The 15,579-nt window shown below is 54.6% G+C and carries 16 protein-coding genes; 9 read left to right on the plus strand and 7 right to left on the minus strand.

Annotation, left to right across the window (positions count from 1 at the left end; translation table 11 throughout):
* Positions 1 to 10: 10 nt before the first annotated feature.
* The 3 genes from B2R48_RS00760 to B2R48_RS00770 all read right to left on the minus strand — a co-directional run bounded on the left by B2R48_RS00760 (position 11) and on the right by B2R48_RS00770 (position 3,468).
* Entirely contained in the window at positions 11 to 868 is an 858-nt protein-coding gene (locus B2R48_RS00760; RefSeq protein WP_062956960.1) for an ABC transporter permease, read from the minus strand.
* A 161-nt stretch (positions 869 to 1,029) separates the two neighbouring features.
* A complete protein-coding gene (locus B2R48_RS00765; protein WP_062956961.1) occupies positions 1,030 to 2,346 on the minus strand; it encodes an ABC transporter substrate-binding protein in 1,317 nt (438 codons plus the stop codon).
* Positions 2,347 to 2,382: 36 nt separating this feature from the next.
* On the minus strand, positions 2,383 to 3,468 hold the full coding sequence (locus B2R48_RS00770) for an ABC transporter ATP-binding protein (RefSeq protein WP_062956962.1): 1,086 nt from the start codon (positions 3,466 to 3,468) through the stop codon (positions 2,383 to 2,385).
* 322 nt (positions 3,469 to 3,790) lie between these two features.
* On the opposite strand from B2R48_RS00770, the gene B2R48_RS00775 reads away from it, so the two are divergent.
* The 3 genes from B2R48_RS00775 to B2R48_RS00785 all read left to right on the plus strand — a co-directional run bounded on the left by B2R48_RS00775 (position 3,791) and on the right by B2R48_RS00785 (position 7,232).
* Positions 3,791 to 4,522, plus strand: coding sequence for a GntR family transcriptional regulator (locus tag B2R48_RS00775; protein ID WP_213475004.1), 732 nt, complete (start codon positions 3,791 to 3,793; stop codon positions 4,520 to 4,522).
* Positions 4,523 to 5,058: 536 nt separating this feature from the next.
* The gene (locus tag B2R48_RS00780) at positions 5,059 to 6,636 is read left to right on the plus strand and encodes an aldehyde dehydrogenase (NADP(+)) (protein WP_296996608.1); all 1,578 of its coding nucleotides are present in this window, start codon (positions 5,059 to 5,061) and stop codon (positions 6,634 to 6,636) included.
* Between the two features lie 170 nt (positions 6,637 to 6,806).
* Complete coding sequence (locus B2R48_RS00785) at positions 6,807 to 7,232, plus strand: GFA family protein (RefSeq protein ID WP_296996610.1); 426 nt, start codon at positions 6,807 to 6,809, stop codon at positions 7,230 to 7,232.
* 12 nt (positions 7,233 to 7,244) lie between these two features.
* On the opposite strand, the gene B2R48_RS00790 is transcribed toward B2R48_RS00785, so the two are convergent.
* A complete protein-coding gene (locus B2R48_RS00790; RefSeq protein ID WP_296996613.1) occupies positions 7,245 to 7,694 on the minus strand; it encodes a PaaI family thioesterase in 450 nt (149 codons plus the stop codon).
* 301 nt (positions 7,695 to 7,995) lie between these two features.
* Between B2R48_RS00790 and B2R48_RS00795 the strand changes: the two genes are divergently transcribed.
* A complete protein-coding gene (locus tag B2R48_RS00795) occupies positions 7,996 to 8,172 on the plus strand; it encodes a hypothetical protein (protein ID WP_157088467.1) in 177 nt (58 codons plus the stop codon).
* A 91-nt stretch (positions 8,173 to 8,263) separates the two neighbouring features.
* Complete coding sequence (locus B2R48_RS00800) at positions 8,264 to 9,196, plus strand: LysR family transcriptional regulator (RefSeq protein ID WP_296996619.1); 933 nt, start codon at positions 8,264 to 8,266, stop codon at positions 9,194 to 9,196.
* 19 nt (positions 9,197 to 9,215) lie between these two features.
* Here the strand turns inward: B2R48_RS00800 and B2R48_RS00805 are convergent, their stop codons facing one another.
* Together B2R48_RS00805 and B2R48_RS00810 are read right to left on the minus strand one after the other, a co-directional pair.
* Entirely contained in the window at positions 9,216 to 10,016 is an 801-nt protein-coding gene (locus tag B2R48_RS00805) for a CbiX/SirB N-terminal domain-containing protein (protein ID WP_296996621.1), read from the minus strand.
* 104 nt (positions 10,017 to 10,120) lie between these two features.
* On the minus strand, positions 10,121 to 11,032 hold the full coding sequence (locus B2R48_RS00810; protein ID WP_296996624.1) for a LysR family transcriptional regulator: 912 nt from the start codon (positions 11,030 to 11,032) through the stop codon (positions 10,121 to 10,123).
* Between the two features lie 140 nt (positions 11,033 to 11,172).
* Between B2R48_RS00810 and B2R48_RS00815 the strand changes: the two genes are divergently transcribed.
* The 4 genes from B2R48_RS00815 (at position 11,173) to B2R48_RS00830 (ending at position 13,999) form a co-directional block, all read left to right on the plus strand.
* Positions 11,173 to 11,874, plus strand: a complete 702-nt coding sequence (locus B2R48_RS00815) for a pirin family protein (RefSeq protein ID WP_296996626.1) — start codon at positions 11,173 to 11,175, stop codon at positions 11,872 to 11,874.
* Between the two features lie 29 nt (positions 11,875 to 11,903).
* On the plus strand, positions 11,904 to 12,101 hold the full coding sequence (locus B2R48_RS00820) for a DoxX family protein (RefSeq protein WP_296996629.1): 198 nt from the start codon (positions 11,904 to 11,906) through the stop codon (positions 12,099 to 12,101).
* 158 nt (positions 12,102 to 12,259) lie between these two features.
* Entirely contained in the window at positions 12,260 to 12,733 is a 474-nt protein-coding gene (locus B2R48_RS00825; RefSeq protein ID WP_213474989.1) for a response regulator, read from the plus strand.
* A gap of 15 nt (positions 12,734 to 12,748) precedes the next feature.
* Entirely contained in the window at positions 12,749 to 13,999 is a 1,251-nt protein-coding gene (locus B2R48_RS00830) for a response regulator (protein ID WP_296996633.1), read from the plus strand.
* Positions 14,000 to 14,078: 79 nt separating this feature from the next.
* On the opposite strand, the gene B2R48_RS00835 is transcribed toward B2R48_RS00830, so the two are convergent.
* A complete protein-coding gene (locus tag B2R48_RS00835; protein WP_296996635.1) occupies positions 14,079 to 15,554 on the minus strand; it encodes a sensor histidine kinase in 1,476 nt (491 codons plus the stop codon).
* Positions 15,555 to 15,579: the final 25 nt, after the last annotated feature.

Genomic DNA, 15,579 nt, shown 5'->3' on the forward strand with positions numbered 1-15,579 from the left:
AATGCCATGATCACAGCTCCTTGCGGATATCAACAAGACGCAACAGTGCGGTCACGATCAGCAAAACCGTGATCAGAAGCACCACCGCACTGGCCGCTGCCGCCGGATATTGCAGAAGCCCGATTTCATTGGAAATCTGCAAACCGACCGAAGCACTCTGCCCGCCGCTCATCAAACGGACCGTAATGAAATCACCCATCACCACCGTAATGACAAAGATCGACCCGATGGCTATGCCCGGTTTGGACAACGGCACGATGACGGATTTAAGGGTTTCAAACCCGCTGGCCCCGGCATCGCGCGCGGCCTCAACCAATGAGCGATCAATCCGCATCATGGAATTGAAGATCGGCACCACCATGAACAGTGCATAAAGATGCACATCTGCCAGAACGACTGCGAAATCGGAAAACAGCAGGAATTCAAGCGGTTGATCAACAATCCCCAGATTGATCAGGGCAGAGTTCAAAAGCCCGTTACGCCCAAGGAACGGGATCCACGAAATCATGCGAATGATGTTCGAGGTCCAGAACGGAATGGTGCACAACATAAAGAACACGATCTGCCAGGTCAGGCTGCGCACGTGAAACGCCAGGAAATAGGCCACTGTAAACCCGATCACCAGGGTAAAGAACCAGGTCAGAACAGCGTATTTCAGGGTGTTGAGATAGATGCTCCACGTGACCGAGGAACCCAGCAGATATTCGTAATTCTCGAAAATAAAGTCCGGCAGAATGCGGTATTCGTCATAGTCCCAGAAACTGACCACAACAATGGTCAGAAGTGGGATGACAAGAAACACCGCAAAGATCAGCGCCATCGGCGAGATCAGGAAATAGGACGATCTTTTTGACGTATCAGAAGCCATGCTCTGTCCTTGAAACCCTGCCAGAAAACCACAAAGTAAAAACGAAAACCCAAAGGCAAAAACGAATAAGAAAGCCCGGCCCGGCACCGGAAAATAAAAGCAATATCAAACCGGGATGACGGGCGCGGCCAAAGCCGCGCCCACCCAAAATCCGTCGCAGATTATGCTGCGATGAATTCGTTCCACTTGCGGACCATGTGCTTGTTCTCGTCCATGACGGAGTTCCAGCACGCGACCGAACCCATACGCTCTTCGTAGGAACCGCCATCGCGAACAGCACCCGCCTTTTCCATGACCTTGCCGTCCGGGCTGAGGATGTCGCCTTCGGCAGCCTTGCCTTCCATCCAGAAGCCCCACTCGTCTTCGGACATGAACTTCTTCGCGGTTTCCGGTGCTGCGCTGTAGTAACCCTGACGGTTAAGATACGCACCAACCCAGCCCGACAGGTACCAGTCGATATATTCGTACGCTGCTTCAAGCTCGAGACCCGAAAGGTGCTTGGCAAGACCGATGCCGCCACCCCATGCGCGATAACCTTCCTTAAGCGGCTGGTATTTGCAGGCGATGCCTTTGGAACGCACAGCAGCAACGGCCGGCGACCACATGGACTGAATGACAACTTCGCCAGATGCCATCAGGTTCACCGACTCATCGAAGCTCTTCCAGAAGGCGCGGAACTGGCCGGCTTTCTTGGCATCGATCATGACCGCGATGGTCTTGTCGATTTCTTCCTGGGTCATGTTGCCCTTATCGCCATAGGTGACTTCGCCCATGGCTTCGCACACCATCGCCGCATCCATGATGCCAATCGACGGAATGTTCAGGATCGATGCTTTGCCCTTGAATGCCGGATCAAGCAGATCGGCCCAGCTGGTGATTTCGCGATCAATCAGGTCAGGGCGAATACCAAGGGTATCTGCGTTATAAATGGTCGGGATCAGGGTCATCCACTGGGTCGGCGCTGATGCAAACTCGACACTGTCGGCACCTTCAACGAAGCCAACCGTATGCGGCGCGGTACCTTGGGCGATTTCTGAATCCGGGGTCAGTTTGCCATCAATGAACAACTTGGAGATGTACTGATAGTTTTTAAGCTTGGTGGTATCCATCGGCTGCATGGTGCCGGCCGGGAAGACCTTCTTACAGATCCAGTATTCGATATCGGCAATATCAAACGAGTTCGGCTGGGTCACGGCACGCTGGGCAACCGCATCCGAATCAAGGGCAGTCATCTGAAGGGTAAAACCAAGATCTTCTTTGACCTTGTCGGCAACGGCGTTGATGTTTGAAACACCGGTACCGAACTGACGCAGGGTGACGTTCTTGATGTTCTGGGCCCAGATGGTCGGGAAGCCGGTGATCGCACCCGAACCGATGGCAGCACCGGTAACAGCAGCGGCACCCTTGACGAAACCACGGCGCGAAACGCCGGTTTCCGTCTCAATAGATGTCTTCGAAACTTTCTTTTCGATCGTCATGTGAAGCACTCCTGATAGCTTGTTGATTTATTTCATTCAGGCCAGAACATGTGCATGTTCCGGCTTCCAATAGGCGATGAATTTGTCCAGTCGCCTGACCGGTGCCTGCCGAAATTCGCTTTCGGTCTTCATTAGGGTTAGTTCCTTGCCGTCGGCTGTGGTGGCGACAATGCGCACCCACAGGCCGAGATATTCGACCGTCGTGATCTCGACAGGGATTTGCCCGTTCTTGCAGTCTTCAGGTGGCGTTTCGTCCAAACCGATCAGGTCCGTACGAATGGTGAATTCAAGTTCTTCGCCCGCCTTGCCATCGGCAAAGCCGGGCAGAAGGAAGCTGTCCGGACCGCGCGCAAGCAAGGTGCCCGCCGGACCGGATTCCGAAACCGTGCCTTTGAAAATGTTCTGACCGCCCATGAAGTTGGCGATGAAGCGCGACTTGGGCTGGTTAAAGATTTCGTGCGGGGTGCCTTTCTGGCGAATGATCCCGTCTTCCATCACGACAACCATGTCCGAAAGGGCCAATGCCTCGTCCTGCGCGTGTGTAACGTGGACAAAGGTAATGCCCAGCTCCTGCTGCAGGCGGCGCAACTCGTCACGCATGCGCGCCCGCAGGAACGGATCAAGGGCGGAAAGCGGTTCATCAAGCAAAAGAACGGATGGCTCGGTAATCAGGGATCGGGCAAGCGCAATACGCTGTTGCTGCCCGCCAGAGAGCTGGTCGGGCTTGCGATCTGCAAATTGCTCCATATGGACCCGGGCCAGCATCTCTTTGGCCCGATCTTTACGATCCGATGGGGAGACACCTTGCATCTTAAGGCCAAAGGCGACGTTCTCCGCACAGGTCATATGCGGGAAAAGCGCGTAATTCTGAAACATCATCGCCGTGCCGCGTTTGACCGGCGGCAATTCGGTAACATTGCGGTCCCCGATCAGAAGATCGCCTTCGCTGATCACTTCGTGACCGGCAATCATGCGCAATGTGGTGGATTTGCCGCACCCGGACGGGCCGATCAAGCAGCAATACGCCCCTGCCGGGATTTGCAGATCAATCGATTTAACTGCCTGTGTGCTGCCATAGAATTTCGTGACAGCAATTAATTCAATGGCCCCGTTACCCGTCATCCGCTCACCCGTCGCTGCATGCAAAATTGTTAACAATCATGTCAGCGATCCAAGGCAAGATGCGTGCCACTTGTTTTCATTGGCAGTTTTTCAGCGAGTCCCATTGACACGGCGAAACCGTTGCATTCCCTGATGACTGGTTGTTTGCCCGTTTTCTGGCCACAGGATGCGCATTAAATGTGCATTTATGTTGCAACGCACATTTTATCATCATATTTGCTGGTCTTTGGGTGATGGCCAGTTTTTTATTGTGCAAATCGTCAACAATTTTGTAGAAATAAACCACCACCCAACAGACATAAGTAATGAAAGTATCGCCACGATGGGCAAGGCCGACCAAACCGGCAGCTATAAAGGCAGTGACAAACTGCGCCCGGAGGAAATGATCTATCACGAGATGCTCGACGCGATCCTTGATCGCCGTCTGGAGCCCGGCATGAAGTTGGTTGAGGAAGATCTTGCCAAGACCTTTGGCGTCAGCCGCGCACGCATTCGCGCGACCTTTCTGCAGCTTGCCCATGACAAGCTGATCAATCTCGTTCCCAACCGTGGCGCCTTTGTCGCCGAACCGACCATTGACGAAGCCATCGAGGTCTTTTCCGCACGCCGCATGATCGAGGATGGCGTGGCGCGCAAAGTCGCGACCAGCATGACCGATGAACGCGCCGCACAGATCAAGGCGCATCTGGATCGCGAACATGATGCCCATCATCGCGGCGACCATCGCGCGGCCATCATTTTGTCGGGCGAGTTCCATCTGCTGCTGGCACGTCTTAGCGGCAACCTGGTGATCGAGGAATTTCTCGAACGCCTGATCCTGCGCACGTCGCTGATTATTGCCATGTATGAAAGCCCGCAGCCTGTTGATTGCTCGCACAGCGAACATGACCAGTTGCTCAATGCGCTGCTTAGCGGTGATCCCGACGTCGCCGCCGCGGAAATGTCGCGCCACCTTGACGCCATCCGCGACCGCCTGCAATTACAGCGCCCCAAACCCGGCAAGACCGACTTCGCCAGCATCTTTGGCCGCGTGCCAACATCCGAAGCCAGCTGACACCAGCCAGACCCAGCAAAAATACACCCAAAACACAAATGGCCCGCAAAACGGGCCAGCTTGACATTTGTGAGCAATCCTCACCTTTCCGGCCAACGGAAAGTCATATCTGGTTGTCCGCTGTAAAACAGACCGGAAATCTTGGAGAACCACCGCAATCACCTACAATTGCGCCGCGATGATGTCTCATCGCGATGTGTCACCACTCCTCTTGCGATCAGCTTTCTTCAGCTACGTAAATCAAGATGCGAGATGGAAATTTCAATATATTCAATCGATTGATATATTTTGTATAAAATATTCGAAATTTTGATTTTGGCTTGTTATGGTCCGCGCTTGCTGGTTGCGCGACGGCATCTGTTATTATCATATTGTATGATGTTTACATCGCCAGTTTGAAAATCTAAGCTGCGCCCAGTTTATCAGACTGCGCCATCTGGCTTGTTCCTGCCCGCTTTTGCCGGTTGCATTTTCAGGTTGGACAGAACTGCGCAGTCACATCAGGTACAGGACTTAACCCCACAGGAGACTCCCACATGTTAAGTGGAAAGCATTACATCGCAGGCGAATGGCTCGATGGCCCGGATGTATTTCAGGCAGACAACCCGTCGACGGGTGACAAGCTCCCGACGAAGTTCCAGCACGGCACCAAGGAACTTGTTGATCAGGCCGTTTCCGCGGCACAGGCTTGTGCGGAAGAATTCGCTGCCATGCTTCCGGCCAAACGTGCCGGGTTCCTGCGCGCTATTGCTGATGAAATTGATGCACGCGGCGATGAGATTACCGAAATTGGCAATCTTGAATCGGCCCTGCCCGCAGCGCGCCTGACCGGTGAGCGCGGCCGTACTGTTGGTCAGTTGCGCTTCTTTGCGGACTGGATCGAAGAAGGTTCATGGCTCGAAGCCCGCATCGAAACCGCGCAGCCTGATCGTCAGCCGCTGCCAAAACCCGACATCCGCGTGATGAACAAGGCGCTTGGTCCGGTTGGTGTGTTTGGTGCCTCGAACTTCCCGCTGGCGTTTTCGACCGCGGGCGGTGACACCGCATCGGCACTGGCTGCCGGTTGCCCGGTTGTCTTCAAGGGCCATGCCGCCCATCCGGGCACGTCAGAAGTCGTTGCCAAGGCCATTGAAGCAGCCGTGGAAAAAACCGGCATGCCCAAAGGCGTATTCAGCCTGATCCATGGCGGCACGCGCAAGGTTGGTCAGGCACTGGTTGCCCATCCGCTGATCAAGGCCGTTGGCTTTACCGGGTCGACCGGTGGCGGTCGTGCGCTGTTTGATATTGCCGTATCACGCCCGGAACCGATCCCGTTCTATGGCGAACTGGGCTCGAACAACCCGGTCTTCCTGCTGCCCAAGGCAATGGGTGAAAAGGCCGCCGACATTGCCAAGGGCTGGGTGGCGTCACTCACCATGGGTGTGGGCCAGTTCTGCACCAACCCGGGTCTTCTGATCGCGCTTAAGGGTGCAGATCTTGACACCTTTGTCGATACCGCCGCAAGCGAGCTCGGCCAGATTGGCGGCACCGCGATGCTGACTGACCGTGTCTCAAGCGCCTATCACGAAGTGACCGACGCCATGACCAAACATGGCAAGGTTGCCTGCGCGCTGAAGCGCCGTGACTCTGATGGCAAGTTTGAAGGCAGCCCGGCGATCTTCCGCACCACGGCAGCCGACTGGAAGGCCAATCCGGAACTGGCCGAGGAAATGTTCGGCCCGGCCGGTATCATTGTCGAATGTGACTCGGTCGAAGAAATGGTTTCGCTGTCCGCCACCCTGATCGGTCAGTTGACCGCGACCATCCACATGGTCGATGGCGATGCCGATACCGCCGCTGCCCTGCGTCCGGCACTGGAAAAATGTGCGGGTCGTATCCTGATCAATGGTTGGCCGACCGGTGTTGAGGTCTGCCATTCCATGGTCCACGGCGGCCCGTATCCGGCAAGTACGGATTCGCGTTCGACCTCCGTCGGCTCGCTTGCCATCAAACGTTTCATCCGTCCGGTCTCTTATCAGGCCTTCCCGGATGCCTTGCTGCCCGACCCGATCAAGGATGCCAACCCGCTGAACATCCCGCGTCTGGTCAATGGCAAATGGCAGATGCCAGGCTAACCGGTCAGAGATGACACATTTTGAAGGGGCGCGGTTTGGCTATCGCGCCCCTTTGTTTTTTGGGCCAGCGATGATCACAATACTTTGTATGCCGTCATGATCTATGCGCCGCTACCATGGGTGTCGCAAACCGTAACAACACCGCCCAAACCGCAGAGCGAGCCTGGCCCATGAACAAGAAATACACCGGAAAGTGCCTTTGCGGAAACGTCAGCTATATCGCGGACGGACAGCCGAAAGTTGTCGCACAATGTCATTGTGAAGAATGCCGTCGCCTAAGCGGTACCGGTCATACAGTTGGTGCAATGTTCCCGTCCGATGCCGTTTCGGTGACGGGGAAAGTGTCCCAGTTCAAATACCTGTCAGGCAAGGGGTCGGAGGTGACCAAAGCGTTTTGCGCAACCTGCGGCAGTCCGGTCTATGGCACAAACACGCGCACCCCTGACCACATGACCCTGACACTTGGCACCATGGATGATGCGTCCGGGCTGGGCATTGAAGTTGTTGTTTTCGAGCGGGACAAACCCCACTGGGACCAGCTTGACGAGAACGTCATTTCCTTTCCAGCGCAGCCGGACTGGAAACCGCAAAACTGAACTGAAGCCATCTCAGGCATCGCGCGGCACACCGGCCGGATCCTCGCTGCCACGGTGATATTTAAATGTACCTGTCGATGTTCCGATCACATCACCTGCCGCGTTATAGGCAGTTGCCTCGGTAAATACCACCTTACGCCCTCCGCCCTGCTTGCGGGCAACCACACGCACCACGCCCTGTTTTGCCATGCCCAGAAAATTGGTAGTCAGTGACAAGGTCAGGGATTTGCGCACATTTCCCTGCACCGGGCAGAAACAAATCGCATATCCCGACGCCGTATCCATCAGGGTCGTCAAAACCCCGCCATGCAGAATTCCCGCACGGTTACAGTGATGGTTTTGCACATCAAGTTCGATCACCGCATGGTCTTCGGCCCATTCCACCAACCGATAGCCAAGATGATCCTGCAAGCCGCTACCATGAGCCTGCTCAAAGGCAAGATTATCATTCGAACCGGTCATTTACGGGCCACCTCTGTGATCAAGAATTCCCAAGCTATAACAGAAATCTGCATCGCCCGAAAACAGCGTTGAGTCTCCGCGTCAGATGGCACCAAAGCCCGCCAATCCAATCCTGTTTTTCGCGGAACCGCCTAAGTGTTGCGCGGCGCAACATGGAATAACGTATTATTTTCAATACATTACATATACCGTTCTCCAACCAAGAACGGGATAGCGGTGAAACGAGAATAGTCGCAGGCAGGGGCGTTTGATATTTCTCAAATCACCCCAGACACAGACGATGTCGCAAAGGATTAAAGCCATGACGACGATTGCTTACAAAGACGCAACCAGCATTGAACGTGAAGTCCGTATCGGTTGGTTCACCAGCCTTGTGCGCGCCCTTCAGGTTGCCGTGATCATGAAAGCATCCCAGGCCAAGAACCACGCAGAACTGACTGCGGACTGGAACAAGGCATGGCGTCAGGTTGAGGGTTAATTCCCTTCGTTTGAGGATGGTGCGACGGTCCCTGAATCATCGCACCCTCAAACTGCTTGACGCTTCGGGTTGAACCACCGACAACGGTTCCATGCAAAAGTTTGATATTGTGACCATCCGGCTTTTTGTCGCCATCGTGCGCGCCGGAAGCATCAATGAAGCCGCCCGGCGCGAACATATCGCGACTTCGGCTGTTTCACGCCGCATTGGCGAACTTGAAGCCATGCTGGGCGTCAAACTTTTGCGCCGCCTGCCGCGCGGGGTCGAACCGACCGAAGAAGGCGCGATCTTTGCCCGTTACGGCGAAAAGCTGTTGGGCGACCTGAACCATCTTTCCAATGAATTGCGCGATTTCAACGCCGGTGAAAAGGGCAAAATCTATCTTGCCACTGTTACCTCGGCGATCCTGACCGGCTTGCCGTCCTTTTTGGCCGATTTTGAACGCGATTTCCCACACATCACGGTCGATGTTCGCGAACTGACGTCACGCGAAAGTGCTGAATCCGTGCGTGAAGGTCGCGCTGATCTGGCAATTCTGGCCGATAACAGTCCGCTTGGCAGTCTGGCCCATGATGTATTTTGTGATGATCCGATCTGGGTTGTGACCCCCAAGGGCCACCCGTTAATCCCCAATGCCGACAATCCAAAACCCGTGAAATTCTCTGAAGCCGCGAAATACGACATCATTTCGCTGTTTGAAGGCGGGGTGATTGACGATCTGATTTCAGAGGCCGCAGCCAAATTGAAACTCGACATGCACCCGCACATTCGCGTGGTGCGTTTTGGATCGCTGCGTCAGATGATTGCAGCCGGTCTTGGCATCGGCTTTTTGCGCAAAAGCTCTGTCGCGGGATATCTGGACCATATGAATATCGCCGGCGCCCCAATTGCCGACGACTGGGCCAAACGCCAGTTGCTCATCGCCCATGAGGGTGATGCCAACCTGACCAGTGCGGCACGGTTGTTTCGCGATTACCTTCTGCGAAAATCGGGTGAAACCCGCTTCAAACCGGTTTTGGGTTAATCAAGGCTATTCCTGCTTGTCAGGCGGAACGCTGCGCCCGTTCCGCCCACAAATCCTGTCCGGTCGGACCCAGGGGCACGGCTGTCCCGCCAAACCGTGCGACATGTCGCTCGGCTTCATCCAGAACCAGCCCGGGCAATTCGGACCACTGCCCGATGGGCGGCAGGACCTCGATCATTTCGTTGGGTTTGGCATCGATCAGTTCAGGCAGATCGTCGCGGGCATGCGTCCCGCCACCGGCCAGCATCGGGATAACCATCGTCTGACGGTGTGAAGCAATATCGCGCCAATCGGCAAGCGACGGTGACCCTTCAACATTGCCAATGCAGATTTCCGCCCCGACACAAATCCGGCCCAACCGGTCTGCCAGACACATGGTTTCGGGCAAGGATTGCGTCAAGGTCTTCAGGCCATGCGGTACAAGGAAGACAGAGGTATCTGCAAGATCCCAGTCCCGCTTGCGCGCCGTGGCATGGATCCGCGCGGCAATCATTTCGCTAAAGCCGGGCAGATTGATCGCAGGCGGCAAAATGACACTGTCGCTCAGTCCCGCCTCATGCAGCTTGGACGGCAGTTCTTCGAACACCAGATAGCCTTCGCTAAAGAAAAGCGGAAACACAATCAGGCGGTCGGCATCGCCAGATGCCTTGAGCATTTCAAGCTGATCACTGACCGCAGGCTGGCTTCGCATGTAGCCATGGCTGACCCGACCGTTCCAGTCAGGCGCAATCGTTTTGGCAAGGTCGCCCGCCGGGTCGCCGCCGTTACCGCCGTTGCCATGGGACACCATCATCAGTGTCGGCATTTCGAAATCAGTCATGCCAGTCACCATAATTGCTTACATTAGAGCGTAGTTTGATATACGCGCCATGCAACCGTCTGGATCGCTAGATGACCAGAATGCAGTGAATTTTCAGGGCAAGGCTACTGGACAAGATCCCATCGCGGTTGATCGCCAAAACGATCCTGAATGAATTCGACAAGTAACCGAATACGCGCGGCAAACTGGCGACTGGGCGGATACAGAAGATACAGCGTCAACGGATCGGGTGCATAGTCGCATAGAATGCTCACCAGCCGGCCCGTTTGCAGTTCCGGCCCGGCGATAAAAGTTGGCAGTTCGGCAATACCCAAACCGGCCAGAGCGGCATCGCGCAAAATTTCGGCATTGTTGCAGCAAAAGGTACCATTGACCTGAATGGCCACCGGCCCGTCAGGTCCGGTCATTTTCCAGCGCGCACCGGATGGCAGATTGCCGTAATGCAGACATGGCATACGCGCCAGATCACGAATGTCGGTCGGCTCCCCATGGGTTCTGATAAATTCAGGCGAGACACACAAAACGCGGCGCATCGGCACGATTTCATGATCAATCAGGGCAAGGGTATCGGTCGGTCGACTGATGCGCACGGTCATGTCAAACCCGTCTGCGACCGGGTCAATAAAGTGATCATCAAGGGTCAAATCGACGCGAATATCCGGATATGCCCGCGCAAAATCAACCAGTGCCGGTCCCAGATGCAGCGTGCCAAAGGACATTGGGGCATTGATCCTGATATCGCCTGAGGGGCGATCACGATGTTCACGAATGGAATCCTCGGCATCGCCAAGATCCGCCAGAATGACTTTGGCCCGCTGATAAAAAGCCTGACCACTGGGCGTGACAGATACCTTGCGCGTTGTGCGGTTCAGCAACTGAACCCCAAGATCATCTTCAAGGGCGGCCACCGCCCGATTGACCTGGGAACGTGATTGCCCGATGGCACGTGCGGCGGCGGCGAAGCTGCCTTCTTCCACCACGCGCACGAAATTCTGCAAACTGACCAGTTTATCCACGGCCTTTATTCCCGTTTACGCCTTATTGAGCCTTGATTGTTGCATATAGTGCAACACAATGGCGATTATTACACGAATTGTCTCCTTTGTTGAAAAGGGTATTCTGCCTCCAACAACAGACACCCTCATGGAGGTAGACCATGCTTATCAAGGTAGATGCAGACACCCGTGGCCGTGCCCAGTTTGGCTGGCTGGATTCCAATCATACCTTTTCGTTCGGGCATTATTACGATCCGAACCGCATGGGCTGGGGCCCGCTGCGTGTGATCAATGAAGACCGGGTGATTCCCGGTGCCGGTTTTGACACCCATGGCCACAAGGATATGGAGATCATTTCCTATGTTCTTGATGGTGCCCTTGAACACAAGGACAGCATTGGCAACGGATCTGTAATTCGCCCTGGCCGACTGCAGCGCATGACGGCGGGCACCGGTATCCGCCATTCCGAATACAACCATTCGAAAAGCGATCCTGTGCATTTCCTGCAAATCTGGATCATCCCCGAAGCTGCGGGTCTGGAACCGGGATATGAGGAAAAGGAGATCGCCCGGCATGACACCGGATCAGGCCTGACCCTGATCGGGAGCCGTGATGGTCGTGAAAACTCGATCACCATTCACCAAAACGTCGATCTGTACGTTGCCCATCTGAGCGACGGTGAGACAGCAAAACACAACATCGCAAAAGGCCGGATCGCGTGGATACAAGTCGCACGCGGCAATCTGACTGTGAATGGCGAAACCCTTAATGCCGGTGACGGTGTGGCCATCAAAGAAGAAGACGAAATCATCTTTGCCGATGCCAGCAACGCCGAAGCCCTTTTGTTTGACATGGCGGCCTGATGTTGACGGTTGGGCTTCTGACCTGACCGGTGGCAGCAGCCACCCTTGTCTTCATGGCGATTGCAGTCTCAACCCATGTGCCAGCTGGCTCATTCTGGAACGACGGCGGATTTGAAAGGTCCCTGATGTGGGGTCTACCTACCCTGTCAGTCGTCATTCAGGACCGCGGAATTCAGGGCGGCGGAAAATTCTCGGTGGATCGCAAGACTGGTCGTGAATTCCAGTAATCACGTCATTTTCGTGAACATTCTTAACGGGCTGCCTCAGGTGCAGCCCGTTTTGCTTATGTGTCTCCCCATTTGGGGATATTGCCAAAAGCAGAAAACCGCAAAGATAGCGACCGTCACCACATTTACCCGTCTACAGTTCAACCCGGTAACCGCTCATGAATGTCGCATCACCCAGAAACAGCCAGAATGATATTGAAATCGCCAATGGCCTGCGCCGTTGCAAGGGCGACAATGCCGATGGCAAGCAAAACGCAGAGAAGCGCTTTTTGCTGGTCGATGACAGCATCGAACTGCGTTTCTCGGTCCGCCGGATCTTGCGTAGCGCAGGTGCCAAACACATCGACGTCGCGGACAATGGTGAAACTGCGCTTAAGATGTTGGCTGAGGCCGGGCGCAAACAGGCCCCCTATGACGTGGTCATTATGGATTACATGATGCCGGGCATGTCGGGCATCGAAATGCTGTATGAAATAAAGCGCCGCGAAATCAAGAATGCCGAAGGCACACGCAAAATCATGCTGACCGGCTTCTATAACGCTGAACTCAACACAGAAGCCAAATCCGTTGGCGCATCAATCGTGCTGAGCAAACCGTGTGATGCGGCCAGTCTTTCGGCCGCGATCTCCTAGACAACGTCAAAAGAAATGTCGCACAACGCATCGATCATATTTGTTGATGATGACCCCTATGTTCTGCGGGGCTTGCGACGACGCATGCTGTCACGGCGTCCGAATTGGAAAATGCGCTTCTATGAAAGTGCGCAACAGGCGTTGTTGGGACTGGAACAACAGCCAGCAGACGTCGTTATCTCCGACATGCGCATGCCGTCGATGGACGGGGCGGAGTTCCTGCGGATCGTCGCAGAACGGTGGCCTCAGACATCGCGCATTCTGTTGTCTGGCTTTGCCGATCAAACCGCCATTCAGAATGGCGCTGCCGCCACCCATCATTTCCTGGCCAAACCCTGCAGCGATAGCAACATCATTCAGGTCGCCGAGCGCGGCCTGATCATGAACATATATCTGCGCGACCCGTATCTGGTTAATCTGCTTTCCATCGTTCCTGGCCATCTGATCTGGCCAACGACCTTTCGTCGCCTGCATTCGATACTGCAATTCAGCGGTCCCAGCAGCCAGGCCGAACTTACTGCTTTCGCAAAGGACCACCCGGCATTAACGGCGCTGGCCAATGAGCTTGCCCAGCGTGAACAACTCATCCCCGGGGATAGCCATCACAGCTTCATCAAACTTCTTGAAATCTTGGGCATCGAAACCATCAAGGCGCTGTGTGTGCTGTGGTGCGAGATGGGACAACCTGACAATATTGATGGCAAGCAGATCAGTGTTAACCTTCACCGTCCCCTTGTCCTTGGCTTGATGGCAGCCGAGATTGCCCGACTTCGCAACCTTGAACCGAACTCCGTCGATCAGATCCGTGCCGCTGCCCTTCTGTGTCACATCGGCGATGCTTTCACCGCCCGCGCCGTGCCCGACAAACACACGGCCAGCCGCCATCTTGCAGACGTCGATAATTGCGACATCATATCAGCTGAAATCAGTGAAATGGGTTTTGCCCATCCGGCTGTGTCAGCATGCCTGTGTGCCCGTTGGGGCTTTTCCCATCAGATCATTGAAAACATCGCGTTTCATCACCGACCAGAAGCGGCCCCGACTGCAAATTCCGAAAGCCTTCTGATTGTCTATGCCGCACAATATTTTGCCCGCAAGACAGGTATTGATGGTGCAGCATGGGCACAAAAATATGATCTGGCAGGCAGCTATATCACCAAATGCGGCGCTGGCACCGAATGGCCCGTCTGGGAACAGGCCTGCGCCGAGAAACACGTCTTGCTGAAACGTGCCAAACACGGGGCCATCTGGCAGGGCGCATCCTGAAATCAGGTGGAGACAAACGATTTGCCCGAAACATGGCTGGCAAAGACGGTTGGGTGTTTCAATCAGCGATTTCGGTTACTTACCGCAACAGGCTGCTAAGGTCGCTGGGCCCGTCAAGAAGATCTGCATTGGTTTTATCCATGGTTGCCTGATCGGGTTTGGGCAACCGAATGATGAATTCTGCACCGTCGGCATAGTCCGCTGATAATGTCAGGTCACCGTTGAAATCATCCTGAATAAGCTTGCGGCAAATCGGCAACCCCTGACCGGTGCCGACCCCCCTTTCCTTGGTGGTAAAGAAGTAGTCGAAAATGCGTTCCTTAATTTCTTGTGGCACGCCGGACCCGTTGTCACGCAAACGGATATAGACATTGTCATCATCCGAATGAACCGCCAGTTCAATCCGGCCGCGTCGCTGTCCACTTTCACGAATGGACTGGGATGCATTGACGATCAGATTAATCAGCGCCTGCGACAGATGGTTTCTGCGGCCACTGACTTCAGTAACATCCGTTTGCATGACAACATCCAGATCAGCGATATGCTTGACCTGGTTTCGGGTCAGGGTAACGGCAGTCTCAATTTCCTCTGAAATCGAAATCAGCTCGACCGCATCGGTCGTTGGATGGGCAAACTTGCGAATGCCCCGGACAATCTCGGCAATCCGGTTAAGACCCTGAATGCTTTCATCAATCGCCATGGGTACTTCTTCGGTGATGAAGTCGACCTTGTCTTTTTCAAGATTAAGCCGCGGCGGTTCGTTTGGATCCTTGCGCTCAATCGCCCCGACAAGATCGGAAAAGCTGTCTGACAGGAACTCAAGGTTGTTCTGGATATATTGCGCCGGTGTGTTGATTTCATGGGCAACACCGCCTGCCAGCGTCCCAAGGGCGTGCATCTTGGCGTAGTCGGCGGCTTCCTCGATCACTTCCTGTTCCTGGCGCGCCTTCTGGGCGGCCATATCCGCCGCAAAAATCTTCTGACGCTGCCGAATCATGAACCCGCCAAGGGCGACCATGACAATCACACCAACAAAGAACAGATAGGAAAGAATCTGAATGTCACGCTTCACGACCGAAATATTGTTGGCGTTGTATACAGAGACAAAGTTGGTGGTCCGCACCACAGCCTGCTGCAAATCCTCGTTCATCGGCTCAAGCAAGCTATACAACACGGTCAGTTTTTCTTCGGGATCATTGATCACCGCAATCGCAGCGTCGATCTGGTCGATCTGGACTTCCAGCTGTTTGATTGCTTCAGCAACTTCCGGCACCGTAAAAAGGATCTCGAACCCGTCGCCATCGCGCAGCAAGTAGACGCGGCTGACCAGAATCTCATATTCCAGCAACACCTCATCGACCGCATCATCAGTCAAACCAACCCGACCGAGTGCTGCCTCGATATCGCGCTGAACAACAAGAAACTGACGCTGAACCTGGAAAACCGCCCAAACGAAATTTTCGCGGTACTTGAAGCGCTCATCGTCAAGCTGACGGACGATGGCGGTGGAAAAAACGCCATAAAGCGCAACAAACAGGACCAATGCGATAAACATGGCCCTGCCTGACGTCTTGAAAAAG

Origin of the sequence: Thalassospira sp. UBA848 (assembly GCF_002295455.1) — a bacterium.
In the GTDB taxonomy this organism is placed as follows: domain Bacteria; phylum Pseudomonadota; class Alphaproteobacteria; order Rhodospirillales; family Thalassospiraceae; genus Thalassospira.

Excerpts from the sequence above, each read along its gene's own strand:
- B2R48_RS00795 (WP_157088467.1), top strand. The coding sequence starts at position 7,996 with ATGACGACGATTGCTTACAAAGACGCAACCAGCATTGAACGTGAAGTC.
- B2R48_RS00780 (WP_296996608.1), top strand. The coding sequence starts at position 5,059 with ATGTTAAGTGGAAAGCATTACATCGCAGGCGAATGGCTCGATGGCCCG.
- B2R48_RS00835 (WP_296996635.1), bottom strand. The coding sequence starts at position 15,554 with ATGTTTATCGCATTGGTCCTGTTTGTTGCGCTTTATGGCGTTTTTTCC.
- B2R48_RS00830 (WP_296996633.1), top strand. The coding sequence starts at position 12,749 with ATGTCGCACAACGCATCGATCATATTTGTTGATGATGACCCCTATGTT.
- B2R48_RS00805 (WP_296996621.1), bottom strand. The coding sequence starts at position 10,016 with ATGACTGATTTCGAAATGCCGACACTGATGATGGTGTCCCATGGCAAC.
- B2R48_RS00775 (WP_213475004.1), top strand. The coding sequence starts at position 3,791 with ATGGGCAAGGCCGACCAAACCGGCAGCTATAAAGGCAGTGACAAACTG.
- B2R48_RS00770 (WP_062956962.1), bottom strand. The coding sequence starts at position 3,468 with ATGACGGGTAACGGGGCCATTGAATTAATTGCTGTCACGAAATTCTAT.
- B2R48_RS00785 (WP_296996610.1), top strand. The coding sequence starts at position 6,807 with ATGAACAAGAAATACACCGGAAAGTGCCTTTGCGGAAACGTCAGCTAT.
- B2R48_RS00825 (WP_213474989.1), top strand. The coding sequence starts at position 12,260 with ATGAATGTCGCATCACCCAGAAACAGCCAGAATGATATTGAAATCGCC.
- B2R48_RS00760 (WP_062956960.1), bottom strand. The coding sequence starts at position 868 with ATGGCTTCTGATACGTCAAAAAGATCGTCCTATTTCCTGATCTCGCCG.
- B2R48_RS00790 (WP_296996613.1), bottom strand. The coding sequence starts at position 7,694 with ATGACCGGTTCGAATGATAATCTTGCCTTTGAGCAGGCTCATGGTAGC.
- B2R48_RS00800 (WP_296996619.1), top strand. The coding sequence starts at position 8,264 with ATGCAAAAGTTTGATATTGTGACCATCCGGCTTTTTGTCGCCATCGTG.
- B2R48_RS00765 (WP_062956961.1), bottom strand. The coding sequence starts at position 2,346 with ATGACGATCGAAAAGAAAGTTTCGAAGACATCTATTGAGACGGAAACC.
- B2R48_RS00815 (WP_296996626.1), top strand. The coding sequence starts at position 11,173 with ATGCTTATCAAGGTAGATGCAGACACCCGTGGCCGTGCCCAGTTTGGC.